This window comes from Arthrobacter sp. Y3224055 (assembly GCF_059090825.1).
Genome location: NZ_JBNHGB010000002.1, coordinates 591622 through 618527, shown reverse-complemented (window position 1 = coordinate 618527; position 26906 = coordinate 591622). Strand labels below are relative to the sequence as shown.

28 protein-coding genes and 1 tRNA gene are annotated in these 26906 nt (G+C 68.4%); 23 read left to right on the top strand and 6 right to left on the bottom strand.

Going from position 1 to position 26906, the window contains the following annotated elements; all coding sequences use genetic code 11:
- On the bottom strand, positions 1–539 hold a 539-nt coding region (locus AC5RTY_RS08185), incomplete at its 3' end, for a hypothetical protein (protein WP_494139339.1).
- 114 nt (positions 540–653) lie between these two features.
- Between AC5RTY_RS08185 and AC5RTY_RS08180 the strand changes: the two genes are divergently transcribed.
- From AC5RTY_RS08180 to AC5RTY_RS08135, 10 genes are all read left to right on the top strand, one after another.
- A complete protein-coding gene (locus AC5RTY_RS08180) occupies positions 654–1499 on the top strand; it encodes a hypothetical protein (protein ID WP_494025793.1) in 846 nt (281 codons plus the stop codon).
- A complete protein-coding gene (locus AC5RTY_RS08175) occupies positions 1489–2469 on the top strand; it encodes an HAD-IIA family hydrolase (protein WP_494013785.1) in 981 nt (326 codons plus the stop codon). Before AC5RTY_RS08180 ends, AC5RTY_RS08175 begins: the two co-directional genes overlap by 11 nt.
- 60 nt (positions 2470–2529) lie before the next feature.
- On the top strand, positions 2530–2733 hold the full coding sequence (locus AC5RTY_RS08170; RefSeq protein WP_494023269.1) for a hypothetical protein: 204 nt from the start codon (positions 2530–2532) through the stop codon (positions 2731–2733).
- Positions 2734–2738: 5 nt separating this feature from the next.
- Positions 2739–3611 carry a TlyA family RNA methyltransferase gene (locus AC5RTY_RS08165; RefSeq protein WP_494025794.1) on the top strand — a complete coding sequence of 291 codons (873 nt, stop codon included), beginning with the start codon at positions 2739–2741 and terminating at the stop codon, positions 3609–3611.
- Positions 3608–4603 (top strand): NAD kinase, encoded by a 996-nt coding sequence (locus tag AC5RTY_RS08160; RefSeq protein ID WP_493999429.1) that lies wholly within the window; start codon positions 3608–3610, stop codon positions 4601–4603. Before AC5RTY_RS08165 ends, AC5RTY_RS08160 begins: the two co-directional genes overlap by 4 nt.
- Positions 4600–6312, top strand: coding sequence for a DNA repair protein RecN (gene recN / locus AC5RTY_RS08155; RefSeq protein WP_493999430.1), 1713 nt, complete (start codon positions 4600–4602; stop codon positions 6310–6312). The genes AC5RTY_RS08160 and recN overlap by 4 nt, the downstream gene beginning before the upstream one ends.
- Positions 6313–6430: 118 nt before the next feature.
- Entirely contained in the window at positions 6431–8152 is a 1722-nt protein-coding gene (gene pyrG, locus AC5RTY_RS08150; RefSeq protein WP_494025795.1) for a CTP synthase, read from the top strand.
- Positions 8153–8830, top strand: a complete 678-nt coding sequence (locus tag AC5RTY_RS08145) for an NUDIX domain-containing protein (RefSeq protein WP_493999432.1) — start codon at positions 8153–8155, stop codon at positions 8828–8830.
- 15 nt (positions 8831–8845) lie between these two features.
- Complete coding sequence (xerD, locus tag AC5RTY_RS08140; RefSeq protein ID WP_494013788.1) at positions 8846–9817, top strand: site-specific tyrosine recombinase XerD; 972 nt, start codon at positions 8846–8848, stop codon at positions 9815–9817.
- 131 nt (positions 9818–9948) lie between these two features.
- Positions 9949–10452 (top strand): 8-oxo-dGTP diphosphatase, encoded by a 504-nt coding sequence (locus AC5RTY_RS08135; protein WP_494013789.1) that lies wholly within the window; start codon positions 9949–9951, stop codon positions 10450–10452.
- On the opposite strand, the gene AC5RTY_RS08130 is transcribed toward AC5RTY_RS08135, so the two are convergent.
- From AC5RTY_RS08130 to AC5RTY_RS08115, 4 genes are read right to left on the bottom strand one after another with little or no spacing between them, the layout of a single operon-like run.
- Positions 10449–11609, bottom strand: coding sequence for a bifunctional 2-methylcitrate synthase/citrate synthase (locus tag AC5RTY_RS08130; RefSeq protein ID WP_494013790.1), 1161 nt, complete (start codon positions 11607–11609; stop codon positions 10449–10451). The genes AC5RTY_RS08135 and AC5RTY_RS08130 overlap by 4 nt on opposite strands.
- A gap of 21 nt (positions 11610–11630) precedes the next feature.
- Positions 11631–12536, bottom strand: coding sequence for a methylisocitrate lyase (prpB, locus tag AC5RTY_RS08125; protein ID WP_494013791.1), 906 nt, complete (start codon positions 12534–12536; stop codon positions 11631–11633).
- Positions 12537–14057: an MmgE/PrpD family protein gene (locus AC5RTY_RS08120; protein ID WP_494013792.1), complete on the bottom strand. Its 1521-nt coding sequence runs from the start codon at positions 14055–14057 to the stop codon at positions 12537–12539.
- The gene (locus AC5RTY_RS08115; protein WP_494001237.1) at positions 14058–14729 is read right to left on the bottom strand and encodes a GntR family transcriptional regulator; all 672 of its coding nucleotides are present in this window, start codon (positions 14727–14729) and stop codon (positions 14058–14060) included.
- A gap of 264 nt (positions 14730–14993) precedes the next feature.
- Here AC5RTY_RS08115 and AC5RTY_RS08110 point away from each other — a divergent pair, with 264 nt between their 5' ends.
- The 13 genes from AC5RTY_RS08110 (at position 14994) to AC5RTY_RS08050 (ending at position 25775) form a co-directional block, all read left to right on the top strand.
- Positions 14994–15884, top strand: a complete 891-nt coding sequence (locus AC5RTY_RS08110; RefSeq protein ID WP_493999437.1) for a ParA family protein — start codon at positions 14994–14996, stop codon at positions 15882–15884.
- Positions 15884–16822: a segregation and condensation protein A gene (locus AC5RTY_RS08105; protein ID WP_494013793.1), complete on the top strand. Its 939-nt coding sequence runs from the start codon at positions 15884–15886 to the stop codon at positions 16820–16822. The genes AC5RTY_RS08110 and AC5RTY_RS08105 overlap by 1 nt, the downstream gene beginning before the upstream one ends.
- Positions 16815–17447: an SMC-Scp complex subunit ScpB gene (gene scpB, locus AC5RTY_RS08100; protein WP_494139338.1), complete on the top strand. Its 633-nt coding sequence runs from the start codon at positions 16815–16817 to the stop codon at positions 17445–17447. The genes AC5RTY_RS08105 and scpB overlap by 8 nt, the downstream gene beginning before the upstream one ends.
- A 59-nt stretch (positions 17448–17506) precedes the next feature.
- Positions 17507–18763: a pseudouridine synthase gene (locus AC5RTY_RS08095; RefSeq protein ID WP_494013795.1), complete on the top strand. Its 1257-nt coding sequence runs from the start codon at positions 17507–17509 to the stop codon at positions 18761–18763.
- A 54-nt stretch (positions 18764–18817) separates the two neighbouring features.
- Entirely contained in the window at positions 18818–19885 is a 1068-nt protein-coding gene (locus AC5RTY_RS08090) for a prephenate dehydrogenase (RefSeq protein WP_494014118.1), read from the top strand.
- Complete coding sequence (gene cmk, locus AC5RTY_RS08085) at positions 19882–20586, top strand: (d)CMP kinase (RefSeq protein WP_493999441.1); 705 nt, start codon at positions 19882–19884, stop codon at positions 20584–20586. The genes AC5RTY_RS08090 and cmk overlap by 4 nt, the downstream gene beginning before the upstream one ends.
- Positions 20587–20868: 282 nt before the next feature.
- Positions 20869–22422 (top strand): ribosome biogenesis GTPase Der, encoded by a 1554-nt coding sequence (gene der, locus AC5RTY_RS08080; protein WP_493999442.1) that lies wholly within the window; start codon positions 20869–20871, stop codon positions 22420–22422.
- 102 nt (positions 22423–22524) lie between these two features.
- Positions 22525–22598: transfer RNA gene (locus AC5RTY_RS08075), tRNA-Pro, on the top strand.
- Between the two features lie 141 nt (positions 22599–22739).
- Positions 22740–23126, top strand: a complete 387-nt coding sequence (gene gcvH, locus AC5RTY_RS08070) for a glycine cleavage system protein GcvH (RefSeq protein ID WP_493999443.1) — start codon at positions 22740–22742, stop codon at positions 23124–23126.
- A gap of 75 nt (positions 23127–23201) precedes the next feature.
- On the top strand, positions 23202–23681 hold the full coding sequence (locus AC5RTY_RS08065; protein ID WP_493999444.1) for an FHA domain-containing protein: 480 nt from the start codon (positions 23202–23204) through the stop codon (positions 23679–23681).
- 3 nt (positions 23682–23684) lie between these two features.
- On the top strand, positions 23685–24434 hold the full coding sequence (gene ftsR, locus AC5RTY_RS08060; protein ID WP_493977983.1) for a transcriptional regulator FtsR: 750 nt from the start codon (positions 23685–23687) through the stop codon (positions 24432–24434).
- Positions 24435–24445: 11 nt separating this feature from the next.
- Positions 24446–24949 carry a bifunctional nuclease family protein gene (locus tag AC5RTY_RS08055; protein ID WP_493999445.1) on the top strand — a complete coding sequence of 168 codons (504 nt, stop codon included), beginning with the start codon at positions 24446–24448 and terminating at the stop codon, positions 24947–24949.
- Positions 24950–25178: 229 nt separating this feature from the next.
- Positions 25179–25775 (top strand): MerR family transcriptional regulator, encoded by a 597-nt coding sequence (locus AC5RTY_RS08050; RefSeq protein WP_493999446.1) that lies wholly within the window; start codon positions 25179–25181, stop codon positions 25773–25775.
- 140 nt (positions 25776–25915) lie between these two features.
- Here AC5RTY_RS08050 and AC5RTY_RS08045 read toward each other — a convergent pair whose 3' ends face one another.
- The gene (locus AC5RTY_RS08045) at positions 25916–26755 is read right to left on the bottom strand and encodes a ParA family protein (RefSeq protein WP_494013796.1); all 840 of its coding nucleotides are present in this window, start codon (positions 26753–26755) and stop codon (positions 25916–25918) included.
- Positions 26756–26906 lie beyond the last annotated feature (151 nt).

Below are 26906 nucleotides of genomic sequence, written 5' to 3'. Positions count from 1 at the left end.
GTCAGGATCGTGGTGAGCGTCGGGACTTTGGTGATCGTCCGCGTCAGGATCGTGGTGAGCGTCGGGACTTTGGTGATCGTCCGCGTCAGGATCGTGGTGAGCGTCGGGACTTTGGTGATCGTCCGCGTCAGGATCGTGGTGAGCGTCGGGACTTTGGTGATCGTCCGCGTCAGGATCGTGGTGAGCGTCGGGACTTTGGTGATCGTCCGCGTCAGGATCGTGGTGAGCGTCGGGACTTTGGTGATCGTCCGCGTCAGGATCGTGGTGAGCGTCGGGACTTTGGTGATCGTCCGCGTCAGGATCGTGGCAGCGCGTCTGGTGGTGCCGGTGGTTTCCGTTCGCGCGATGACAGGCCGCGTCAGGATCGTGGCAGCGCGTCTGGCGGTGCCGGTGGTTTCCGCTCGCGCGATGATCGGCCGCGTCAGGATCGTGGTGAGCGTCGGGATTTCGGTGACCGCCCCCGCCAGGACCGCGGTGACCGTTCCCGCAACGATGGCGGTGGCAGGTCGTTCGACCGCGCCGGCGGAGCGCCTGATCACAATGCCGGAGACCTGCGCAGTTCCAACCGGGTCGACCGCCCGCGTTCACCGGAGATTGACCCCGACGTCACGGGTGCCGAGCTGGACCGCGTCACGCGCGCGCAGCTGCGGACCTTGGAGTCCAAGAACGCTGAGTGGGTTGCCAAGCACCTGGTGATGGCCGGGCGACTGCTGGACGAGGAACCGGAACTTGCCTTCCAGCACGCCCTGGCGGCCAGCCGCAGGGGTGGGCGCATGGCTCCGGTGCGAGAGGCCGTCGGCCTGACCGCATACGCGGCCGGTCACTACGGTGAAGCCCTCAGGGAGTTCCGCACCTTCCGTCGCATCAGCGGCTCCAATGAGCACCTGCCGATCATGGCCGACTGCGAACGTGGCCTCGGGCGGCCGGACAGGGCGCTGGAGCTGACGCGGTCAGAAGACGCCGCAACACTGGATACGGCGGGCAAAGTGGAACTGGCGATTGTGGCCTCCGGCGCCCGTTCCGACCTGGAGCAGTACGACGCGGCGGTTGCGGCCTTGGAGATTCCGCAACTGGACCGAAACAGGGCCTTCTCCTACAGCCCGCGGCTGTTCCGGGCGTATGCGGACGCCTTGGATGCCGCTAACCGTGGTGAGGAAGCACAGCAATGGAGGCGCCAGGCGATGGTGGCCGAAAACGCCCTGGGCGTGGGAGATTTTGCCGAGCCTGAGATTGTCGACCTGGTCGGCGATGAGATGGAACCGGATGACGGCCGCCGCGAAGCTGGCCCCGTTACCGATGTGCGGGGTTTCATCAACGAGGCCGACACGGCCGGCCCGGCCGAATCTGAAGAGTCAGCGCCGGACGACGGCGAAAGTGAACCTGCGGCTGGTTCTCCGACCGCCTCCGATCAAGCGGCTGCTCCAGCTGCGACGGACGTCGAAGACGCCGGCGCTCCCGGCACCGCGTCCGCCCAGGCCAGCAGGGACGATGACGGGTAAGCCCCTGATCTCCGGTTACGACGCCGTGCTGTCCGATCTGGACGGCGTCGTGTACGCCGGGCACCAGGCTATCCCCGGAGCCGTAGAGGCACTGAGGGGCCTCGCGGAGACCCGGACGGCGCTGGGCTACATCACCAACAATGCGTCGCGGTCAGCGGCGCAGGTGGCCGCTCATTTGCGCGAGCTCGGTGCCCCGGCCACCGCCGACCAGGTCTTCGGGTCGGCGCGGGCCGGTGCGCTGATGCTTGCCCGACATGTTCCGGCGGGCTCAAAGGTCTTGGTCACGGGTAGCCGGACCCTGGCGGACGAAACAGCCGCCCAGGGCTTCGTACCGGTCCGTTCCGCCCTCGATGCCCCGGTCGCCGTGATCCAGGGGTTCGACCCGGAGCTGGGCTGGAAAGACCTGGCGGAGGCATCATTCGCCGTCGCCGCGGGCGCCCTCTGGATCGCCACCAACACCGACCTGACCATTCCCCGAGAGCGTGGCATCGCCCCCGGAAACGGGTCGTTGGTGGCGGCCGTACAGGCAGCCACCGGCGCGGTGCCCCTGGTTGCAGGAAAGCCGGAAGCGGGCATTTTTACGACGGCGGCTGCGGCGTTGGGGGCTCGCCGGCCGCTGGTAGTGGGGGACCGGCTCGATACGGACATCCTGGGCGGCAACAACGCGGGCATGGACACGGCAGTCGTCTTGACCGGCATCGACGGGGTCGAAACGATCCTCGCCGCGCGCACGGCGGAACGGCCACGGTATCTGCTGGGCAGCCTGACCGAACTGTACCGGCCCTATCCTGCCGTTACCCCTGACGGCTCGGGGTTCCGCTGCGGTGCTGCGGTGGCCGCCGTCGAAAACGGGAAGCTGAATGTCTCCGGCAGCCGGGAGGATGTGGACACCTGGCGCGCTGCCTGCGCGGCCTGGTGGGATGCCCATCCGCACCAGGCGTCCGCGGCCGCGCCTGACCTTGCCGGTTGAAGGCCGATATTAGACTGGCTCATGCGGTTGGGTACAGCCGCCGACGCGAGGGAGGATAGCTTGGACCTGCCAGAATCAGGGGAAAGCGGCGGCCGGATGCAGCCGCAGTGGCCGGTTCCCGGCGACTCCACGGCCGACGAGCCGGTCGACGCGATCATCTCCGGCCTGGCCCGGATTCCGGACCTTCCCGTACGCGGGCACCAACACGTGTACCAGCAGATCCACGACGATTTGCTGGCCGAGCTGGAGACCGAGGCTGATTGAGCCCTATGCCCAGACTGGACCAGGAGCTCGTATCCCGCGGATTGGCACGGTCCCGTACCCACGCAGCCAAGCTCATAGCGGCCGGGCGGGTCAGCCGTGCCGGAACTGTTCTGACCAAGGCGGCGGCCGCCGTCGGCCCGGACGACCAGCTGGCCGTGGCCGCAGACGGAGGCCCCGACTACGTCAGCAGGGCCGGACACAAACTTGCCGGTGCACTGGCGGTCTTCCCCGCAGTTAATCCGGCGGGCCTGCGCTGCCTCGATGCCGGAGCTTCTACCGGAGGCTTCACCGATGTACTGCTGCGCGCCGGCGCGCGGGAGATCGTCGCCGTGGACGTCGGACACGGCCAGCTCGTCGACGCGATCCGGACGGACAGCAGGGTCCGGGTATTCGAAGGCCTGAACGTCCGGTATCTCGAACCGGCAGCGATCGGCGGCCCGGTGGACCTGACCGTCGCTGACCTGTCGTTCATCTCCCTCACCCTGGTCATAGGACCGTTGGCCGATGCGACCCGTCCGGCCGGGAATCTGCTGCTGATGGTCAAGCCGCAGTTCGAGGTTGGCCGCGAGCGGCTGGCGCGCAGCGGCGTCGTCAGTTCCGACACGGAACGGTACCGGGCGGTTCGCAACGTTGTCGCCGCAGCGTTGGAACGGGGGCTGGACATACGCGGATTGGCGGCCAGCCCGCTTCCCGGCCAGGACGGGAACGTCGAATATTTCCTGTGGATAAGTGTTCCCCCGGGGGCCACTGAGCGCAGAACGGGTAGTGTGCTGCAGGAGGCAGTGGACGCGGCCATGGCCGGTTTCCCGCGGGAGCGGGAAGCGAGGCCGGACCAGTTGGATGAACCGAGAGGGCAGGAACCGGGAGTGGAGCGATGAGCCGGCGGATATTGGTGCTCGCGCACACCGGGCGCGCAGACGCCCTGGCGGCCGCCCAGGAAACCTGCGCCCAACTCCACTCGTCCGGCCTGGTGCCGGTCATGCGACGGGAAGAGGTCGGACACCTCCAGGAGACCTACGGCGAGCTGGCCGTTCCCACCGAAATACTGGACGAGGACATCGGCCTGGACGGCGTTGATCTGGGCATGGTCCTCGGCGGCGACGGTACCATCCTGCGCTCGGCCGAACTGGTCCGGGAATCGGACGTCCCGCTGCTGGGTGTTAACCTCGGACACGTCGGCTTTTTGGCCGAGAGCGAGCGGGCGGATCTGGCCCAGACGGTTCACTGGGTGGTAAACCGCGAATACACGGTTGAGGAGCGCCTGACCATTGACGTCCAGGTGTGGCTGGACAAGCGCAAGATCGGCCATACCTGGGCGCTGAACGAGGCGGCGGTGGAAAAAGGCGACCGGCAGCGGATGCTGGAAGTGGTGGTCGAGGTCGACGCCCTGCCCATCAGCTCGTTCGGCTGCGACGGCGTGGTCATGGCCACCCCCACGGGGTCCACTGCCTACGCCTTCTCCGCGGGCGGACCGGTGGTTTGGCCCCAGGTGGAAGCCCTGCTGATGACCCCGATCAGCGCCCACGCGCTGTTCGCCAAACCGCTGGTGGTTGCCCCGGATTCGATCATGGCGGTGGAAGTGCTCAGCCGCAGCGATGCCAACGGCGTACTCTGGTGCGACGGCCGCCGAAGCCTGGAGCTGCCGCCCGGTTCCCGGATCGAAGTGACGCGCTCCAACAAACCCGTGCGGCTGGCCCGGACCAGGAGGACGCCGTTCTCGGAGCGTTTGGTCCGCAAATTCGAACTGCCGACGTCGGGATGGCGCGGGCCCGTCAGCCCCTCGGAAGAACAGCCGCCGACTTCGTCCCTGCCTACGGTGCGGACAGTGGAACCACGATACGCCCAGCCAAGCCAGGAGGCGCCGAAGTGATCGAAGAAATCCGGATCCGCAACCTCGGTGTGATCACCGAGGCTACGCTTCCGCTGGGGCCCGGCCTGTCGGTGGTGACGGGCGAGACGGGTGCGGGCAAGACCATGGTGGTCACCGCGCTCGGCCTGCTGCTGGGAGCCCGCGCGGACGCCGGGGCGGTGCGGACCGGGGCACGCAACGCAGTGACCGAGGCCGTGGTTCGGCTTGCCGCGGGAAGTCCTGCCCTGGCCCGCGCGGGTGAGGCGGGCGCTGACATCGACGAGTTCGACGGCGGAGCTGAACTGATGCTGGCCCGGACGGTGAACGCCGATGGCCGCAGCCGCGCGCACGTCGGCGGCCGGGGAGCGCCGGTGGGAACGCTGGCCGAGATCGGCGGCCACCTGGTGGCGGTCCACGGCCAAACAGACCAGCTGCGGCTCAAGAGCCAGCAGGCGCAGCGGGAAGCGCTGGACAAGTTTGCCGGTGAAGCCCTCACCACGGCGCTGTCCGGTTATGCAGCGTCATTCGCCCGTTGGAGGGAAGCCAGCACCGAACTGGAGACCCTGCGGACCGAGGCCCGCGAACGCCTGCGCGAAGCCGAGGCGCTGCAGCAGGCCCTGGAGGAAATCGACGGGCTGGACCCCCAGCCCGGTGAAGACGACGCCTTGAAGGCCGAGGCCGTGAAGCTGGCCAACGTCGAGGAACTGCGCGCTGCTGCCACCTTGGCGCACCAGGCGCTCGTGGCCGAGGAGTACACCGACTCTCCGGACGCGACGGCCCTGGTCGACGCGGCGAAGCGGTCGCTGGAGCAGGTCCAGGACGAAGACGCCGAATTGGGCCGCGCTGCGGCCCGACTGGCCGAGGTCGGCATCATCCTCGCCGACGTCGCCGCGGAGCTGGCGAGCTACGGCGCATCGCTGGACAGCGAGGGGCCGGGCCGGCTGGAGGAGGTCGAAGCACGCCGGGCCGACCTGGCGCGGCTCGTGCGCAAATACGCGCCGAGCATCGACGAAGTGCTCGAGTGGGCCGTTCAGGCCCGCACCCGCTTGGAAGACCTGACAGACGACTCCAGCCGGATCGAGCGGTTGGAGGCGGAAATCGCAGAACTGGACTCCGCCCTGGCCGTCCAGTCAGCCGCGGTGACGGCGCTGCGGCGTGACGCCGCAGCCGAACTCGGCCGCCGGGTCGGCGCAGAACTGTCGGCGCTGGCCATGGCCGAGGCCGAACTGTTGATCGATATCGAACCGGCGCCCGCCCTCACGGTGCACGGCGCCGACGTCATCACGTTCTTGCTGAAGCCGCACCGGGGCGCCCCGCCGCGTCCCCTGGGCAAGGGGGCCTCCGGCGGTGAACTGTCCCGCGTGATGCTTGCCATCGAAGTGGTGCTGGCGGAAGTCGATCCCGTGCCCACCTTCGTCTTCGACGAGGTGGATGCCGGCGTCGGCGGCAAGGCGGCCGTCGAGATCGGCCGCCGCCTGGCCATGCTGGGGCGCTACGTGCAGGTCATCGTGGTGACCCACCTGCCGCAGGTGGCGGCCTTCGCGGACCAGCACATCCGGGTGATCAAGACGGCCGGCGGGGACGACGGCGGGATGACCGCCAGTGACGTCCGGTTGCTCGACGACGAAGAGCGGGTGACCGAACTGGCCCGCATGCTCGCCGGCCAGGAAGAATCCCATTCCGCCCGCGCCCATGCCCAGGAACTCATCGACGGGGCGAGGGCGCTGTAGCATCGGCTACAGGCACGACCAGCCCCGCCGCCGGCGGGGGAGCAGTTGACCGGCGGGTGTGTGTTCGCACACCCGGCAGCGGTCGGAACGGCCTTGAGATCCGAGGGCGTCCAGAAAGGTGATAGGCTCGAATTCCGTGGTGCAGCGAACTAATTCCCGGTTTTCCAAGTCGTCCAAGACGACCAAACATATCTTTGTCACCGGCGGCGTGGCGTCCTCGCTCGGGAAGGGACTGACGGCTTCAAGCCTCGGCCACCTGCTCCGTGCCCGCGGCCTCTCCGTGACGATGCAGAAGCTCGATCCCTACCTGAACGTGGATCCGGGCACGATGAATCCCTTCCAGCACGGTGAAGTCTTCGTCACGGACGACGGCGCGGAAACCGATCTGGATATCGGACACTACGAGCGGTTCCTGGACGAGAATCTGGACGGTTCGGCGAACGTGACCACCGGCCAGGTGTACTCCACCGTGATCGCGAAGGAACGACGCGGCGAGTACCTCGGCGACACCGTTCAGGTCATCCCGCACATCACCGACGAGATCAAGCGCCGCATGCGCCTGCCCGCCGAGCCTGTCGCGGGCAAGAAGGTTCCGGACGTGATCATCACCGAGATCGGCGGCACCGTCGGCGATATCGAATCGCAGCCGTTCCTCGAATCCGCCCGTCAGGTCCGGCAGGATGTCGGGCGCAACAACGTGTTCTTCCTGCATGTGTCGCTGGTGCCGTACATCGGCCCGTCGCATGAGCTGAAGACCAAACCGACACAGCATTCCGTCGCCGCGCTTCGCTCCATCGGCATCCAGCCGGACGCCATCGTGATCCGGTCCGACCGGGAAGTCCCTGCGGCGATGCGGGAGAAGATCGGCCGCATGTGCGACGTGGACATCGACGCGGTCATTGGCTGCCCGGATGCGCCGAGCATCTACGACATCCCCAAGACCCTGCACTCGCAGAACCTGGACGCGTACATCGTGCAGCACCTTGACCTGAAGTTCAAGGATGTCAATTGGACCAAGTGGGACCGGCTGCTGTCGGCGGTCCACAACCCGAAGCACCACGTCGAGGTGGCGCTGGTCGGCAAATACATCGACCTGCCCGACGCCTACCTGTCGGTGACCGAAGCGCTCCGGGCCGGCGGCTTCGCCAACCAGACCAAGGTCAAGATCCGTTGGGTTCCCTCCGACGACTGCGCCACCGAAGAAGGCGCAGCAACCGCCCTCGACGGCGTGCACGCCATCTGCGTGCCCGGCGGCTTCGGCATCCGCGGCCTGGAGGGCAAACTCGGCGCACTCAGGCACGCCCGCGAACACAAGCTGCCCACCCTTGGCCTGTGCCTCGGCCTGCAGTCGATGGTGATGGAGTACGCCCGCAACATCGTGGGACTGGAAGACGCTTCGTCCACCGAGTTTGATCCGGACACCAAGCACCCGGTGATCGCCACCATGGCCGAGCAGCTGGACATCGTCGACGGCAAGGGTGATCTGGGCGGCACCATGCGCCTTGGCCTGTACGAGGCAGCCCTGCAGTCCGGTTCCGTCGTCGCGGAGACCTACGGCAGCACCAGGGTCAGCGAACGTCACCGCCACCGTTACGAGGTCAACAACGAATACCGCGACCAGTTGGCCGCGGCGGGCCTGGTCTTCTCCGGCACCTCCCCGGACGGCAAGCTGGTGGAGTTCGTGGAACTGCCCCGCGACGTGCACCCGTACTACGTCTCCACCCAGGCGCATCCGGAACTCAGTTCGCGCCCCACGCGGCCGCACCCGCTGTTCGCCGGCCTCGTCGCCGCCGCACTGGAGCATGGCAAGGCCAAGGCCACGGCAAAGTCCGGAGCCTGAGTGTCGGCGCACTCCGCGGCCTTTGCCGACATCCCCGACCCGCGTCCGCTGGTCGACAGCCGAACCGTTTACCGCGGACGCATTTGGGACGTGGTCAGCGACACCTTCACGCTGGGCCCGGACACGGGCGAGACGTTGGTGCGCGACTACATCGCACATCCTGGCGCGGTGGCCATCCTGGCGATGGACACGGAGGGACGGGTCCTGCTGCTGAGGCAGTACCGGCAGCCCACCAGGATGTCGCTGTGGGAAATCCCGGCGGGCCTGCTGGACGTGGACGGCGAGGACTTCGTCGATGCCGCGGTGCGGGAACTGGCCGAGGAAGCCGACCTGGTGGCCGGGCGCTGGAACGTGCTGGTGGATTTTTTCAATTCGCCCGGCTCTTCCAGTGAGGCGATCCGGATCTACCTGGCCCGTGACCTCTCGGAGGTGCCGGAGGCGCAGCGGCACCAGCGCACCGACGAGGAGGCCGAAATCGAGCATCTCTGGGTAGATCTGGACGATGCGGTGGACGCGGTCATGGCCGGGCGGCTGCACAATCCGTCGGCCGTGACCGGGGTGCTTGCCGCCGCGCGCGCGGCCGCCACCGGCTTCGAGGACCTGCGCCCGGCCGACGCGCCGTGGCCGGAGCATCCCAGCCAGCGCCCGGACGGTGCCGCCGGAACCGGCCGGGACTGATCCGCCATCGCGCCCCTGCAGGCCCCGTCCGCCAAGGGAGACGAATTCACCGCGACACCGCTGGGCCGCGCGGCGGGCGACTACCTGCAGCACATGGCGGTGGAACGCGGGCTGGCCGCCAACACGGTAGCGGCCTACCGCAGGGACCTGGGCCGTTACCTGCGGTTCCTGCAGGCGCGCGCGGTCGAGGAGCCGGCCACGGTGACCCGGCACGATGTCACGGCCTTCGCCCAGGCCATCACCGAGGGGTCCGACGGCGCCGCCGCCCTGAGCGTCAGGTCCGCGGCGCGGACCATCGTGGCCGTGCGGGGGCTGCATAAGTTCTGGACGCTTGAAGGGGTCACGGAGACCGACCCCGCTACTGACGTGCATCCGCCGATGCCCGGCAAACGCCTGCCGAAGGCGATTTCCGTCGCCGCTGTGACGGCAATCCTGGAGTCTGCGGGTGCAGACACCCCCACCGGCCTGCGCGACCGGGCGCTTTTGGAGTTCCTGTACGCGACCGGCGCCCGGATCAGTGAAGCCGTCGGCCTGGACGTCGATGATGTCAGCGTCGAACCGCAGAGCGACGGCCCCGCCGTCGTCCGCCTGTTCGGCAAGGGATCCAAGGAGCGGCTGGTGCCGCTGGGCTCCTTCGCCGCGCAGGCGGCGGACGCATACCTGGTCCGTGGACGTCCGGCTCTGGCCGCGAAGGGGCACGGCACACCGGCCTTGTTCCTGAACGCCCGCGGCGGCCGGCTGAGCCGCCAAAGCGCCTGGACTATTTTGAAGACCGCCGCGGAGAAGGCCGGGATCACCCAGCCCGTGTCCCCGCACACCCTGCGGCACTCCTTCGCCACCCACCTGCTGGAGGGCGGCGCGGACGTCCGGGTGGTGCAGGAGCTGCTGGGCCACGCGTCCGTCACCACGACGCAGATCTACACCCTGGTCACCGCCGATACCCTCCGCGAAGTTTACGCGGCGGCGCATCCGCGGGCCCGGGGCTGACGCGTCTCCCGGGGGCCCCGGAGCTAAGGCCGCTCCGCGCGCGCCCGGGCCCGCCGGCGTCTCTCTCGGGCACCGGCCGGTTGCACCGGAACGCACCGTCGGCGCCGTCGCGCCGGGCTAGACTCGCTGCCATGACTGTCGCCGTTGCCCTGTGTTTCCTGCTCCGGGAGGAAGCCGGGCGCCGTTACGTGCTGCTCGGCCGGAAGAAGACCGGGTTCGGCGCCGGGAAGGTCGTGGGGGTCGGCGGCAAAGTGGAGCCGGGGGAGGGCGACGACGACGCGGCCTGCCGTGAGATGCAGGAAGAGACCGGAGTCCGCGTGGGGCCGGAGGCGCTGGAGCAGGCCGGACGGATCTTCTTCGATTTTCCGGCCCTTCCCGCGTGGAACATGGACACCGCGCTCTTCGTGGCCCGGCGGTGGGAGGGCGTCCCGGTAGAGTCCGCGGAAATCGCGCCGGCCTGGTACCGGGTGGACCGGCTGCCGCTGGCGCAGATGTGGCAGGACGCCGGCCACTGGCTGCCGCTGGCGTTGTCGGGGCAGCGGCCGCGGCTGCGGGTGCTGATGCAGCCGGACAACGAAACGGTGGCCGGCGTCGAGAATCTCGACACCGGCCACCGCGTGGCCTGGCAGCTTTAGCGGCCCAGCTCCCGCTGGGCGGGCCCGTTGTATTCACTGAGCGGCCGGATCAGCGAGTTCGACTCCAACTGCTCCATGATGTGCGCGGTCCAGCCGGTGATGCGGCTGGCCACGAACAGCGGGGTGAACATCTCGGTGTCGAACCCCATCAGGTGGTAGGTGGGGCCGGCGGGGTAATCCAGGTTCGGCTTGATGTCCTTCGCCTCGGCCATCGCGTGCTCCAGGCCGTCATAGAGGCCGAGTATTTCGGGCCGCCCATAGTGTTCGATCATCTTGTCCAGCGCGGCCTTCATGGTCGGCACCCGGGAGTCGCCGTGCTTGTAGACCCGGTGGCCGAAGCCCATCACCTTCTGCTTCCGGGCCAGCGCCTGTTCCATCCAGGTCCGGGCGCGTGCGGCGGCTTCCTCGCGGGGCTCGTCAGGGCGGATCCCGATCTGCTCGAAGGTGTGCATGACCGCCTCATTGGCTCCGCCGTGCAGCGGGCCCTTCAGCGCGCCGATCGCACCGGTCACGGCCGAGTGCAGGTCGGAGAGCGTGGAGGTGATTACCCGCGCCGCGAACGTGGACGCGTTGAACGAGTGCTCCGCGTACAGGATCATCGACACGTTGAATGCGTCCACGACTTCCGGCGCGGCCTCTTCGCCGAAGGACATCCACAGGAAGTTCGCCGCGTAGCCCAGGTCCGCGCGCGGTTCCACCAGGTCCTGGCCGCGGCGCCGGCGCTGGTCGTAGGCGACGACCGCCGGGAAGGCCGCCAGCAGTTCCACGGCCTTGGACATGTTCGCCGCCGGAGAGGAATCCCCGGCCAGCGGGTGCCGGGCCCCGATCACGCTGGCGGCGGTCCGGCAGACATCCATGGGGTGGGCCTCGGCCGGCAGGGCATCGATGACCGATTTCACCACCGGGTCCAGCGCGCGTCCGCCGCGTTCGGCCGCGGTGAACTCCCGCAACTGGTCGCCGTCCGGCAGCTCCGAGTTCCACAGCAGGTAGGCCACTTCTTCGAAGCTGCAGTGCGCGGCCAGATCCTGGACCGGGTAGCCGCGGTAGAGCAGCGAGTTTGTCTCCGCGTTGACCTTGGAAATCTTCGTGGTGTCGACGACGACGCCGGCCAGCCCCTTGCGGATCTGCGGTGCTTCGGTTGATGCATCGGTGCTCATGGCGACTCCTATGTCTTGTGGTCAGTACCGGCCGGGCACGTGGAAATTGAATACAGAGGTGTCGAATTGGTTATACGCCTCATAATCCACCAATTCGTACAAACGCGCACGGGTGAGCATGTCGCCTACCTGTGCCTGCTGGGTCCCGTCGGCCTTGATGGCGTCGAGGGTCCGCTCTGCCGCGCCCATCGCGCTGCGCAGCAGGGTCACCGGATAGATCACCATGTTCACACCCACGGAGGACAGCTGGTCCGCGGTGAACAGGTCGCTCTTGCCGAACTCGGTCATGTTGGCCAGCACCGGCACGTCGACGGCGTCGCGGATGGCTGCGAATTCGTCCAGGGTCCTCATGGCTTCGGGGAAGATGGCGTCCGCGCCGGCGTCGACCAGGGCGCGGGCACGGTCCTGGGCCGCGGCCAGGCCGTCCACGGCCCTAATGTCGGTGCGCGCCATGATCAGGAAGTTCTGGTCCCGGCGGGCGTCGGCGGCGGCGCGGATCCGCTTGCTGGCGGTCTCCAGGTCCACCACGTTCTTGCCGTCCAGGTGGCCGCAGCGCTTGGGGTTGAACTGGTCCTCGATGTGGCAGCCGGCCAGGCCGGCGTTCTCCAGTTCCTGCACCGTGCGGGCCACGTTCATCGGCTCGCCGAAGCCGGTGTCGGCGTCCACCAAGGCCGGCAGGTCGGTCATCCGCGCGATCTGCCCGGCCCGGACAGCGACCTCGGTCAGCGTGGTCAGCCCGATGTCCGGCAGCCCCAGGTCGTTGGCCAGCACGGCGCCGGAGATGTACACGCCGTCGAACCCCTTCTCCTGGATCAGCCGCGCCGAGAGGGGATTGAACGTGCCGGGGAACTGCTGCAGCTTCCCGGAGGCCAGCCCTTCGCGCAGCGTCCGGCGCTTCTGCTCGGGGGTTGTCGCGGAGTAGAGCATTTAGAACAGCCCCTTCGGCCCGGCGGAGAGGTCGATGACGCCGTCGGCCGCCCGGATGTTCAGCTGGTCCAGCTCTCCGGCGGCCAGTTCGGGCAACCGCTCGACGGCGGCGAGGAACCGGTCGATTTCGGCATCGTCGACGATGCCCTTGGCCAGGGTGCGCAGCTTGTTCACATACTGTGCCCGGGCGAACGGGCGGGCGCCCAGCGGGTGGGCGTCGGCCACGGCGATCTCGTCGGCGATGACGGTCCCGTCGGTGAGCGTGATCTCCACCGAGCCGCCGAACGCCTTCTCGGCGATGTCCAGCGAATGGTAGCGGCGGGTCCACTCCGGGTCTTCCTCGGTGCTGACCTTCTGCCACAGCGCCACGGTGTCCGGCCGGGCCGCCCGTTCGGGGGCGTACGAATCAACGTGGTGCCAGGCGCCGTCCTGCAGGGCCACGGCGAAGATATACGGGATCGAGTGGTCCAGCGTCTCGCGGGACGCCGTGGGGCTGTACTTCTGCGGATCGTTCGCGCCGGAGCCGATCACGTAGTGCGTGTGGTGGCTGGTCCTGATCAGGACGGACTTCACGTTCTCCGCGTCGGTGGCTTCCGGATGCTCGCGGTGCAGCTTGCGGGCCAGGTCGATCCAGGCCTGGGCCTGGTACTCGGCGGAGTGTTCCTTGGTGTAGGTGTCCAGGATGGCGCGCTTGGGCTCGCCCGGGGCCGGCAGCGGCACGTCGTAGGAGGCGTCCGGCCCGTCCAGCAGCCAGGCGATGACGCCGTCCTCGCCCTCGTAGATCGGCACGGGTGAGGTCTGGCCGCGCATCGCCCGGTCCACTGCCTCCACCGCCATCTTGCCCGCGAAGGCCGGTGCGTGCGCCTTCCAGGTGGAGATCTCGCCCTTGCGCGACTGGCGCGTCGCCGTCGTCGTATGCAGCGCCTGGCCCACGGCTTGGAAGATGGTCTCCGTATCCAGGCCCAGCAGCGTGCCGATGCCCGCCGCGGCCGACGGGCCCAAATGGGCCACGTGATCGATCTTGTGCTTGTGCAGGCAGATGGCCTTGACCAGGTCCACCTGGATTTCGTAGCCGGTGGCGATGCCGCGGAGCAGGTCGCGGCCATTCGCGCCCACGTGCTGGGCCACCGCGAGGATGGGTGGGATGTTGTCCCCCGGGTGCGAGTAGTCGGCGGCCAGGAACGTGTCGTGGTAATCCAGTTCGCGCACGGCCACGCCGTTGGCCCAGGCCGCCCACTCCGGGGAGGTCTTCCCGGCGATGCCGAAGACCCCGGCACCGGCACCGCCGCCGGAGACCGGGTGGCTTAGCGCCTGCGCACGCGCGGCGACAATGGGGGAGCGGTTCAGCGACGCGATGGCAACCGAAGCGTTGTCGATGATCCGGTTGATCACCATCTCGGCCACGTCGGCGGAAACCTCCACCGGGTCGGTGGCCACGCGGGCGATCTTGTAGGCGAGCTGGTCCTCGCGGGGCAGGTTCTCTTCGCTGCGGTAGACGCGCACATGATGGTTGACGGTCATTCAGAATGTCCTCTCGGCTGGCAGGTCGGTCCGGTGTTTCGGATCGGTGGTCTTGAAGTGTTCCAGGCTCTGGTGAAGATGGATGCGGGTGGCGGCGGCCGCCACCTGGCTGTCGCCGTCGGCGATGGCGCCGGCGATGTTGGCGTGTTCGGCCGCCGAGGCCAGCAGGCGGGCCGGGTTGTCCCGTGCTAGCCGCCGGATCCTCACCAAGTGGACGCGCAGGTTGGCCATCGCCTGGCGGAGGTAGGTGTTGGCGGCGGCGTGGTCCACCGCGGCGTCCAGCCGGCCGACCAGCCGGTAGTAGGCCTGCGGGTCCGGAACGGCGCCGCGCATGGCCTCGGCCGCCGCGAGGAATTCCTGCTGCAGCCGCCGGAATTCGGCCGGTTCGCCGCGCCTGGCGGCCAAGGCCGTCGCCTGGCACTCCAGTGCCGTGCGCAGTTCGAAGAGCTCGGTGACGTTCTCCAGTGAAACGTCGGCGACGACGACGCCGCGTCCGGTGTGGGGCGTGGCCAGCCCTTCGGCGGTCAGCCGGCCCAGCGCCTCGCGGAGCGGCGTGCGGGAGATGCCCAGCCGGGCGGCCTGCTCAACCTCGGCCAGGACCGTGCCCGGGGGCAACCGCCATTCCACAATGTCCTCGCGCAGCGTCCAGTACGCCCGTTCGCCGGCACGCAAGTTCTGCTTCATCCCGCCAGTGTATACATAGCTGCGGGAAAAGCGGGACACATTGCGGAAAATGCTCGCTTCTGTATACATGTCGATCCGCCACCGCCGTCGTGCCTGCCCTTATTTCCCGACGGCGAAGGATAAACCTTAGACCTCTACTTGAAGCTAAAGGCTCGCCGATCATCAGCGGCCTGTCGATCGATAACGGGGCGGTCACTGTAACCTTGTCAGGAAGAAGAACGGCAGCGAAACGATGGAAGCTGGGTTAGATACGTGAGCAGCGAACAAGGTTCGACAACCACTCTGCGGCAAGCGGACGAGGATGTCCTGGGCCCGACCGGGCGGCCGCTGACCGAGTTCCCTGAACCGCCCGTCCTGACGTCCCACGGCCCCGCGCGCATCGTGGCAATGGTCAACCAAAAGGGCGGCGTCGGCAAGACCACGTCCACCATCAACCTCGGCGCCGCCTTGGCCGAGGTCGGCCGTAAGGTCCTGCTGGTCGACTTCGACCCGCAGGGCGCCCTGTCGGCCGGGCTTGGCACCAATCCGCATGAGCTGGACCTGACCGTCTACAACGTGCTGATGGACCGCAAGACCGACATCCGTGAGGCGATCCAGCCCACGGACGTGGAAAACATCGACCTGCTGCCGGCCAACATCGACCTCTCGGCCGCGGAAGTGCAGCTGGTCAACGAGGTGGCGCGCGAGCAGGTCCTGGCCCACGCGCTGCGCAAGGTCGAGGACGACTACGACGTCATCCTGATTGACTGCCAGCCCTCGCTGGGCCTGCTGACCGTCAACGCGCTCACCGCGGCCCACGGCGTGATCATTCCGCTCATCTGCGAGTTCTTCGCGCTGCGCGCGGTGGCGCTGTTGGTGGAGACCATCGAAAAGGTCCAGGACCGGCTGAACCCGCGCCTGCAGATCGACGGCGTGTTGGCCACCATGTACGACGCCCGCACCCTGCATAGCCGCGAGGTCATCGGCCGGTTGCTGGAAGCCTTCGGCGACAAGGTCTTCGAAACCGTGATCAAACGCACCATCAAGTTCGCCGACGCCACCGTCGCCGCGGAACCGATCACCAGCTACGCGGGCAACCACGCCGGCGCGACCGCCTACCGCGACTTGGCCAAGGAGCTCATCGCCCGCGGCGGCGCCCCCTGATGACGCCGGCGCCGGCGGGGACGGTGCCGGCAGGCGGCCTCCCGGCAGGGCAGGACACCGTGCCCGGCGTCCCGGACCAGGAGGGCGACCGGAAGCCGGCAGGCTTCGCCGTCACGCTGGACAACTTCAGCGGACCGTTCGATTTGTTGCTGGGACTGATCTCCAAGCACGAATTGGACATCACCGAAGTGGCGCTTGCCCGCGTCACGGACGAGTTCATCTCCTACATCCGCCGCCTCCAGGCCGATGGCAACGACAAGGCCCTGGACGAAGCCAGCGAGTTCCTCGTCATCGCGGCGACCCTGCTGGACCTCAAGGCCGCCCGGCTGCTGCCCACCGGCGAGGTGGAGGACGACGAGGACATCGCCCTGCTCGAGGCCCGGGACCTGCTCTTCGCCCGGCTGCTGCAGTACAAGGCCTTCAAGGAAATCGCGGCCCTGCTCGGCCAGCGCCTGGCCCGGGAGGCCGAACGATTCCCGAGGCAGGTCGCGCTGGAGCCGCAGTTCGCCGCGCTGCTGCCCGAGCTCGTCTGGCGCACGCCCCTGGCGGACTTTGCCGCCCTTGCGGCCAAAGCCCTGGAGCCCAAGGAGCCCGCGCCGACCCAAGTCGGGCTCTCGCACCTGCACGCGCCGCCGGTCAGCGTGAAGGAGCAGGCGGCGATCCTTGGGGCGCGACTGCAGGCAGGCCCGCCCCTGACGTTCCGGGCGCTCACCGACGACGCGGACGGCGCGCTGGTGGTGGTTGCCCGCTTCCTGGCGCTGTTGGAGATGTTCCGCGACGGCGTCATCGCCTTCAACCAGGTTGCGCCGCTCGGCGAGTTGACGGTCCATTGGACCGGGCCGGACGCGGAATGGACCGGCGCCAACCTCAGCGAGGAATATGACAACGCGCCGGCCGCGGACACGGCCGCGGACACAACGGAGGGACGCGATGACTGATCCGCAGGAGGAGACGGCGGGGCCCGAGGTCGATGTGGAACGGTTGCCGGGCGGTGCCCGGGCCGCGTTGGAAGCGGTCCTGATGGTTATCGACGAACCGGCCACCGATGTGGAATTGGCCACAGCGCTGGCCCTTCCGGTGGGCACCGTCCAGGCCCTGCTGCTGGACCTGCAGCGCGATTACGACGGCGGAGTCCGCTCCGAAGGGCGGCCCGCCGCGGAGCCGCGGGGCTTTGAGCTGCGCCACATCGCCGGCGGCTGGCGGATCTTCTCGCGCAGCGATTTCGCGCCGCTGGTGTCCCGTTTCGTGCTGGAAGGCCAGACCGCCCGGTTGACCCAGGCCGCATTGGAGACGCTGGCCGTCATCGCGTATCGGCAGCCGGTCTCGCGGGCCCGGGTTTCGGCGATCCGAGGGGTCAATGTCGATTCCGTGGTGCGCACGCTCACCCAGCGCGGCCTCATCGAGGATTCCGGCACCGATCCGGAGACCGGAGCCGTCCTGTACCGGACCACCTCTTATTTTCTGGAAAGATTGGGGATAGGAAGCATCGGCGAACTGCCGGAGATCGCCCCGCATCTGCCGGGACTGGAAAACCTGTGCGAGTACGACGACGCTTCGCTCTAGGCTGCCGGCCTCCGGCAGCAGCAGACCATTGCAGTAGTTTCCACGGGTAAGGATCCACCATGACACAACCGCCTCGTTCCGGCTCCGGACGGAACAACCCCCGCGGCGGAAAACGTCCCGGCGACGGCCGCCGTCCGGACGATGCCGAGCGCCGTCCCCAGGGCGGTTCCGCCCAGGGACGTGGCCGGCCCGGTCAGGGGACCGGCGGCGCCGGCCGGACCGGTGCCGGCAAGCCGGGCGGCGGCCGCTCCGGGGCGGCCGGACGGGACCAGGGCCGCAACGAGTTCGGCACGGGTCAGCCCGGTGCCCGCCGCGGCCCGGCCGAGCCCGGTGCGGCCAAGCACGGGAGTCGCAAGCCGTCGACGGCCGGCCCGGGCCAAGGAAAGCCGGCCAAACCGGCCGGCGGCAAGTCCGGCGGCAAGGCTGCGGGCAAGGCCGGCGCCGGCAAGTCACGCGGCGGGCAGCCGCAGCGTCCCGCCGGGCCGCGGCCCTTCGGGCGGGAGCGGTTCGGCCAGAACCTCGGACCGGTCAGGCGCCCGGACCGTCCCTCGCGGGCGGGAGCGGGGGCGGCCTCCGAGCTGCACGATCCCGAGGGCGTGCGCCTGCAGAAGGTGCTCGCCGGTGCGGGCGTGGCCTCCCGGCGGGTGTGCGAGGAATTGATCCAGGCCGGCCGGGTCGAGGTTGACGGCGTTATCGTGCGCGAACTTGGCGTGCGCGTCGACCCGTCCCGCGCGGTCATCCATGTGGACGGCATCCGCGTCCAGATGGATGAAACGCTGACGTACCTGGTCTTCAACAAGCCAAAGGGTGTTGTCTCCACCATGGAGGATCCGGAGGGACGCCCCTGCATCAGCGACTACCTCAAGCCGCAGCAGGGCCAGCGGCTGTTCCATGTGGGGCGGCTGGATCAGGCCACCGAAGGCCTGCTGCTGTTGACCAACGACGGCGAACTCGCCAACCGCCTCACCCATCCGTCCTACGAGGTACCCAAGACGTATCTGGTGCAGGTCCGCGGGCCGATGCCGCACGGTGTCGGGGCGCGGATGAAATCCGGGATCGAGCTGGAAGACGGCGTGTCCTCGGTCGATTCGTTCAAGCTGGTCGACTCGACGCCGGGACACGTCCTGGTGGAAGTCGTGCTGCATTCGGGCAAGAACCGCGTTGTGCGGCGGTTGTTTGACGCCGTCGGCCACCCCGTGGAACGGCTCGTCCGGATCCAGTTCGGCCCCATCCGGCTGGGCGACCAGCGACAGGGCAGCATCCGCGCCCTCGGCCGCCAGGAAGCAGGGCACCTGCTGGCCCTGGTGGGGATGTAGCCGGTGAACCCGGCACACGCGCAGGCAACCCACCTGTCCGGGCCGGTCCTGGTGATGGGAACCGGCCTGCTCGGAGCCAGCATCGGGCTCGGCCTGCGTGCCCGCGGCATCGACGTGCTGCTCTCGGACCCCTCGCCGTCGGCGCAGGCCGTGGCGCAGGATATCGGTGCGGGCCGGATCCTGCCTGCCGGCGAGAGGGTGGAGCCCCAGTTGGTCGTCGTCGCGGCGCCCCCGGACGTCACCGCCGCCGTCGTGTCGCGCGCGCTGCGCGACTACCCGGACGCCGTCGTCGTGGATATCGCGAGCGTCAAGACGGCCGTCTTCGAGGCACTGGCCAAGGACCCGGACCTGGCGGAGGCGGACCTGGGCCGCTACGTGGGTACCCACCCGATGGCGGGGCGGGAAAAATCCGGCCCCGTCGCCGCCCGCGGCGAGCTCTTCACGTCGATGCCGTGGGTCCTGTGCCCGTCGGAGTTGTCCTCGCCGGGGGCGGTGAAGACGGCGCACGCGCTGGCGATCGACCTAGGCGCGGTGGTCTCCCACATGTCGGCCGACGAACATGATGCCGCCGTGGCGTTGATCTCGCACCTGCCGCAAGTGATGTCCTCGCTGCTGGCCAGCCGGCTGCAGGACACCCCGGCGCATGCCTTGTCCCTTTCCGGCCAGGGCCTGCGCGACGTCACCCGGATTGCGGCCAGCGACCCGGCGTTATGGGTGCAGATCCTCGGCGCGAACGCGTCCCGGCTCGTGGACATCCTGTATGGCGTCCGCGAAGACCTGGAACGGCTGATCAGGACGCTTGAGCACCCCGAGGCCGACGGCGCCCGGTTGGACATGGCCAAGCTGATCAGCGAAGGCAACGCAGGCCAGGCGCGGATTCCCGGCAAGCACGGCGCTCCGCCGCAGGCGTTCGCATGGCTGACCGTCCTGGTCGACGACACACCGGGCCAAATCGCCCGCCTGCTGAGCGAGATCGGCGAGGTGGGCATCAACCTGGAAGACCTGCGCCTGGAGCACTCGGCGGGCCAGCCGGTGGGGCTGGCGGAGCTTGCCGTGCTGCCTAGCAAGCGGCACGAATTAATTGATTACTTGACCTCACGTGGATGGAAGGTTGTGCAATGAGCGCGGCGGAAGTGGATATGGCTCGTTACCGGCAGGGCAAGGCGCTGGTGGTTGCCATCGACGGGCCGTCCGGCTCCGGCAAGTCGTCCGTCAGCAAGGAAACCGCACGGCGGCTGCACGCGTCCTACCTCGACACCGGCGCCATGTACCGTGCCGTGACCTGGTACTGCGTCAACACCGGTGTGGACCTGGCGGATGCGGCGGCCGTCGAACAGGCCAGCAAGGACGTCGACCTGCAGATCAGCACCCACCCGGACGACGAATACGTGCGCATCGGCTCCACGGACATCACCGACGAAATCCGCAAGCCGTCAATCTCCGCCTCCGTGAGCGCCGTGGCCACGACGCTGGGGGCACGGGCCGAGCTGGTCCGGCGCCAGCAGCAGATCATCGCCGACTCCGGCCGTCGGATCGTTGCCGAGGGCCGCGACATCACCACGGTCGTCGCTCCCGACGCCGAGGTGCGGCTGCTGCTGACCGCCAGCGAAGAAGCAAGGCTGCGCCGGCGCGGCCTCCAGCTGGGCGGAACGCAGAGCGACGCCGACCTGCACGAGCAGGTGCTGGCCCGGGACGCCAAGGATTCGACCGTGGTGAACTTTTCCGAGGCCGCCGACGGCGTCTTCACGGTGGATTCGTCCGATCTGGATTTCGAACAAACCGTCGAAGCGGTGCTCGCCGTCGTCCGGCATGCCGCGCACTGAACCCGCCCGGAACGGCGGATCCACCGGTCCGGTGCGGCGGGGGCCGCGGTGGGGCAGGCCGGTCGGCAAGGTGCCGGACCAGTCGGCGTTCGGCTCCCCGCAGACCTGCCGGAGGCGGTCCTCGGTGTCCGGGCGTGTTTCAATTGACACTGCAGCCGAAGAGATCCGCCGGCAGTTGTCCGGCTATGTCCGGCACAGCGTGGCGTTCACCGGGCAGCCGCTTCCGGCCAACCACGCCCCCCGACGACAACCGGCTTGCTGCCTACCCAGAAGGAACAGACGATGAGTGACACCCAGCCCGGATCCTCCCCGGCGGATCGGCCGGCCGACGAGGAATACCGTCCGGCGGGCGAGGACCAGATCGCCGAGCACATGCTTGAGCTCGATGACGACGAAGCCGAGTTGCGCGCCGCGTCGCTGCGCGCCGGCCTGGCCGATTACGACCTTGACGACGAGGACGCCGCGCTGCTGGCGGCTGCAGGAGAACCCGTCCCCGACGACGAACCGCTCCGGGTGGCCCCGGTGCTGGCCATCGTCGGCCGGCCCAATGTGGGCAAGTCGACGCTGGTGAACAGGATCATTGGCCGGCGCGAGGCAGTCGTCGAAGACACCCCCGGCGTCACCCGCGACCGGGTCTCCTACTCGGCCCACTGGAACGGGCGCCCGTTCACCCTGGTGGACACCGGCGGCTGGGAGCATGACGCCCGCGGCATCCACGCCCGCGTCGCCGACCAGGCCGAAATCGCGGTGGACATGGCCGACGCCGTCCTGCTGGTCGTCGACGCCAACGTCGGGGCCACGGCCACGGATGAGGCCGTGGTAAAGATGCTGCGCCGCAAGAAGAAACCGGTCATCCTGGTGGCCAACAAGGTGGACGACCTGGCCCAGGAAGCCGAAGCCGCGGCCCTGTGGGGCCTCGGCTTCGGCGAGCCCTATCCCGTGTCGGCACTGCACGGCCGGGGAACGGCCGACATGCTCGATGCGGCCCTGGAGGTGCTGCCCGAATTCTCTGCCTACGGGGGACTCGAGCGCACGGGAGGCCCCCGGCGGGTCGCCCTGATCGGCCGCCCGAACGTCGGCAAATCGTCGCTGCTGAACAAGCTGGCCGGGAGCGAGCGGGTAGTGGTCGACACGATCGCCGGCACCACCCGCGATCCGGTCGACGAAATGATCGAACTGGGCGGACGGACGTGGCGCTTCGTTGACACGGCCGGGATCCGCCGCCGCGTGCACATGCAGCAAGGCGCGGACTTCTATGCTTCGCTCCGCACGCAGGCCGCGCTCGAAAAGGCGGAGGTCGCCGTCGTGCTGCTGGCCGTGGACGAGGTGCTCAGCGAGCAGGACGTGCGCATCCTGCAGCTCGCCATCGATTCCGGCCGGGCCCTGGTGCTTGCCTTCAACAAGTGGGACCTGCTGGACGACGACCGCCGCCGGTACCTCGAACGCGAGATCGAGCAGGACCTGGCCCACGTGGACTGGGCGCCCCGGGTGAACATCTCGGCCAAGACCGGCTGGCACAAGGACAGGCTGGTCCCGGCGCTGGACCGTGCCCTCGAGTCCTGGGACAAACGCATCCCCACCGGCCGCCTGAACGCCTTCCTGGGCGAACTGGTCGCGGCCCACCCGCACCCGGTACGCGGCGGCAAGCAGCCGCGCATTCTGTTCGGCACGCAGGCTTCCTCACGGCCGCCGAAGTTCGTGCTGTTCACCACCGGTTTCCTGGACCCCGGCTACCGCCGCTTCATTACGCGCCGGTTGCGTGAAACATTCGGCTTCGAAGGCACCCCGATCGAGGTCAGCATGCGGGTGCGCGAGAAGCGGTCCCGCAAGCACTGACCCGGGCCCCGCCGCCCGCGGTGGCGCCCGGTGGTCATGACGCAGGGAAAAATGCTGTACAGTATTTGAGGTGGTTCCGCCGGTTGCATGAAGGCGGAACTTCGGGTTGTGGCGCAGCTTGGTAGCGCACTTGACTGGGGGTCAAGGGGTCGCAGGTTCAAATCCTGTCAACCCGACAGCAAGGGATCCGGTCCGCGAGGACCGGGTCCCTTTTCCATTGGCTTGTGCAAGGCCCTGTATGCCTATACTTTCAGCGATGGCGGGGAACGGATCCTTGCCGGAGCAACTGGCCGTCCATGGTGCGAGAAAGGCAACCGATGAGCAATATTCCTGCCGACCTGAAGTACACAGCCGAGCATGAGTGGGTGGCTGCCGCCGAGGCCGAAGGCACGGTGCGCCTGGGTATCACCGACTTTGCGCAGGACGCCCTTGGCGATGTGGTCTACGTGCAGATGCCGGAAGCCGGCTCCTCCATCACCGCCAACGAGGTCATCGGCGAGGTGGAATCGACCAAGAGCGTCAGCGACATCTACGCTCCCGTCAGCGGTGAGGTCGCGGCCGTCAACGACGCCCTGGAAACCGACCCGGCCCTGATCAACTCCGATCCGTACGGGGAGGGGTGGCTGCTGGAGGTCAAGCTGTCGGATCCGGCGGCGCTGGAGACCTTGCTCAGTGCCCCGGAGTATGAACAGCAGGTAGGCTAGGAGCTACCGGAGCCACTCGACGGCCAACCGGTCCTGAACCGGTTGGCCGCTACATTTTTACGGGAGGAACTATTGATGGTGGGCGAAGCTCGCAACGCCACGGATAACGGGAACGGCGACAGCCGGAACCCGGAGGCGCACGCGGAAACCACATCCATCTTTTTGCCGCCGCAGACCCTGGCCCACGTCGCCAAACCGAGGCTCTCCCGCGAAGAGGAAGCATCGGTGATCGCGCTGCCGGCCGGGTCGGCGCTGCTGATAGCCCACGACGGCCCGAACGCCGGGGCCCGGTTCCTGCTGGACCAGGACGTCACCACCGCCGGCCGGCACCCGGAAGCGGACATCTTCCTTGACGACGTCACGGTGTCGCGGAAGCACGCGGAATTCCGCCGCTCCGGCGACGGCTTCATGGTGGTGGACTCCGGCAGCCTCAACGGCACCTACGTGAACAACGACCGTGTGGACAGCCTGCAGCTGCGGACAGGCAATGAGGTGCAGATTGGCAAGTTCCGCCTGACCTACTACGCAGGCACGGCGGCAAAGGGGCAGGGCTAACCCGTGCCCGGGTCCCAGCCAGCGCGGCGCACCCTCGGGCCGTCCCGGGAGGGGTACCGCAGCAGCGTCCTCAATATCGGCGAGGTGCTGCAACAGCTGACGGAGGATTTCCCGCAGATCACGGCCTCCAAGATCCGGTTTCTGGAAGAAAAGGGGCTGATCAGCCCCCAGCGGACGCCGGCCGGCTACCGGAAGTACACCGGCCAGGACGTAGAACGCCTCCGTTTCGTGCTGGCCCTGCAACGCGACCAGTACCTGCCGCTCAAGGTCATCAAGGATTATCTGGACGCGATCGATCGCGGCGAGCGGCCGGAGGCCCTGCCCGGCGGTATGACCCTGGCCCCCCGGATGGTCTCGGAGCCGCTGGCGGCAGAACTAAACGGACGCGGCCGGGCGCTCACCCGGGCCGAGCTCCTGCAGGCCAGCGGAGCGTCCACGGAACTCGTGGACGACCTTCTGGCCTACGGCCTGATCCACGCCCACGACGCCTGTTTCGACGAACACGCACTCAAGGTCGTGCGCGCCTGCAGGCAGCTGGGCAGCCATGGCATCGAACCTCGGCACCTCCGCCCGTTCCGGGCCGCCGCAGACCGCGAGGTCGGGCTGGTGGAGCGTGCGGTGGCCCCGCTGGCGTCCCGGCGCGACGTCGCCTCCCGGGCCCGCGCCGCCGAGGCGGCCAAGGAAATCAGCGATCTGTGCCTGAACCTGCATACGGCGCTGGTTCACGGGCACCTGGCCCAGATGGACCGCTGAACGGAGAAGCCATGCTCGAACTCGAGGTTGTCGGAGTCCGCATTGAACTCCCGTCGAACCAGCCGCTGGTGCTGCTCAAGGAAACCGAAGGCGAACGGCACATACCCATCTGGATCGGCGCGCCGGAAGCCAGCGCGATTGCGTTCGCCCAGCAGGGCATCAAACCGCCGCGCCCCATGACCCACGACCTGCTCCGCGACGTCGTGGACGTGCTCGGCCGGCGGATCACCGAAGTCCGTCTGGTGACGGTCCAGGACACCGTCTTCTTTGCCGAGCTGGTGTTTGACGGCGGGGTGACAGTCAGCTCCCGCGCCTCGGACGCCATCGCGGTGGCACTGCGCGTGCCCTGCCCGATCTATTGTGCGGACGAGGTAATGGACGAGGCCGGGGTCAAGATCGCCGAAGCGGCCGACGACGAGGAATCCGACGGCCCGGCGCAGGAGAACGCGGAAAGCCAGTTGCGCGAGTTCAGGGAATTCCTCGCCGACGTGGAGCCCGAGGACTTCGAGAAATAGCCGTCGCCGGCATCTGGTTCCGGCACCCGAAACGCCCGGCCCGGCTCCGGGGCATCCGACACGCCGCAGCAAAAAGGCCAGCGTCTTTGACCGGCGGCCCCCGCCGTTCTAACGTCGAAGCATACAGTTCCCATTGCACCGCAGGCCATCTCAAGGCAGACTTAGACCAGACCTCTGGGCTGACTGCGAAGCTCATTCCCCACAGGGAACTTCGACAAGGAGGGTTCACGTGAGTCCTAAAGGTGATGCAGGCGAGATGCCGCACGCTCTGCAGACCGGCGCTGCCATACCCGCAAGTGCCCAGGGCTTGCTGTTCACCGAAGACCTGCCCGTGCTGGACGAGGACGCCGGTTACCGCGGTCCCACAGCATGCAAGGCAGCCGGCATCACCTACCGGCAGTTGGACTACTGGGCACGCACCGGACTGGTGGAACCTGCCGTCCGCGGCGCGTCCGGCTCCGGCTCGCAGCGTCTCTACAGCTTCCGCGACATCCTGGTCCTGAAGGTGGTCAAGCGCCTGCTCGACACCGGCGTCTCGCTGCAGCAGATCCGCTCCGCCGTCGGCCACCTGCGTGAACGCGGCGTGGAAGATCTGGCCCAGATTACCCTCATGAGCGACGGCGCCAGCGTGTACGAGTGCACGTCCGCCGACGAAGTCATCGACTTGGTCCAGGGCGGACAGGGAGTCTTCGGCATCGCCGTCGGCCGGGTGTGGCGAGAGGTCGAAGGCAGCCTCGCGGAGCTCCCCAGCGAACATGCCGCAGAGGAACAGGATTTTCCCGACGACGAGCTGAGCCGCCGGCGCGCCGCACGCAAGATCAGCTGACCGCACACAGGACATAACAGCGGGAGGGGCTCCGGGAAACCGGGGCCCCTCCCGCTGATTAATGGCGCGATCCCGTGTATCGCGATCCCGTGTGTAAGGTGCGGCCCGGGCGGACCCGCCGCACGGTTCGGGACCTGTTGTCAGCTGGGCTGGCGGCGGAGCGTGCGGCTGCGCATCCGCCCGGAATCGGTCAGGTTCTTGAGCAGTTCGTCGAAAAGCGCGGCCGCCTGCCGTGCCGATTCACCCGGCCACTGGTGGACGGAATGCGCTGCCCCCTGGATCTGCTGCCAGTTCGCCTGCTCGGCGATGGTGGGGGAGAGCAGCAGGTCGCCGAACATGGTTTTCATTTCGGCCAGCCGGTAACCGTGTTCGTTGGAGCTGGGCCGGACACGGTTGGCCACCACCCCGGCCGTCTTCAGGTCCGGGGCGAATTCTTCCCGGAACAAATCGATGGCGCGCATGGTGCGCTCGGTGCCCGCCACCGAGAAGAGGCTCGGCTCGGCCACGAGCAGCACCCGGGTGCTCGCCGTCCACGCCATGCGCGTCAGCCCGTTGAGCGACGGCGGGCAGTCGATGAGCACCAGCGAGTAGTCATTCACGCGGGAGAGCACGGTCGAAAGCCTGCGCAGGTCCCGGCGGCTCAAATCGGGCCGGTCGTAGATGCCGGAGTAGGCGGAGCCGATGGCGACGTCGAGAACCTTCCGGCCGGAAGCCGGCGCGCTGCCGGGATCCGCCGAGGCCACCCAGCCGCTCGGGGCGACGTTGGCCCGCAGGTCGGCCTTGCGTGCGTTCTTGAGGAGCCGGCCGACGTCGGTCTGGCGGGACGGCTTGACGCCTAGTCCCGTGGTCGCGTCAGCATGCGGATCCAAGTCGATGACCAGGGTGGGGATTCCCGCTGCCAGCGCCGCAGAGGCCAGGCCCAGCGTGACCGAGGTCTTGCCGACCCCGCCCTTGAGGCTGCTGATGCTCACTACTTGCACGTAAAAACCAAAACCTAACGTATCGAGTCGTGGGGCTTCTGCGCCGGATAAGTCTTCACGGCACCCTATTCATCATAAGTGGAGCGCCGCAGCACACCGTGCCACCCGCGCCGCCGGGGCGTTTCGCAGCTTGCGCCGTAACATGCGGCCC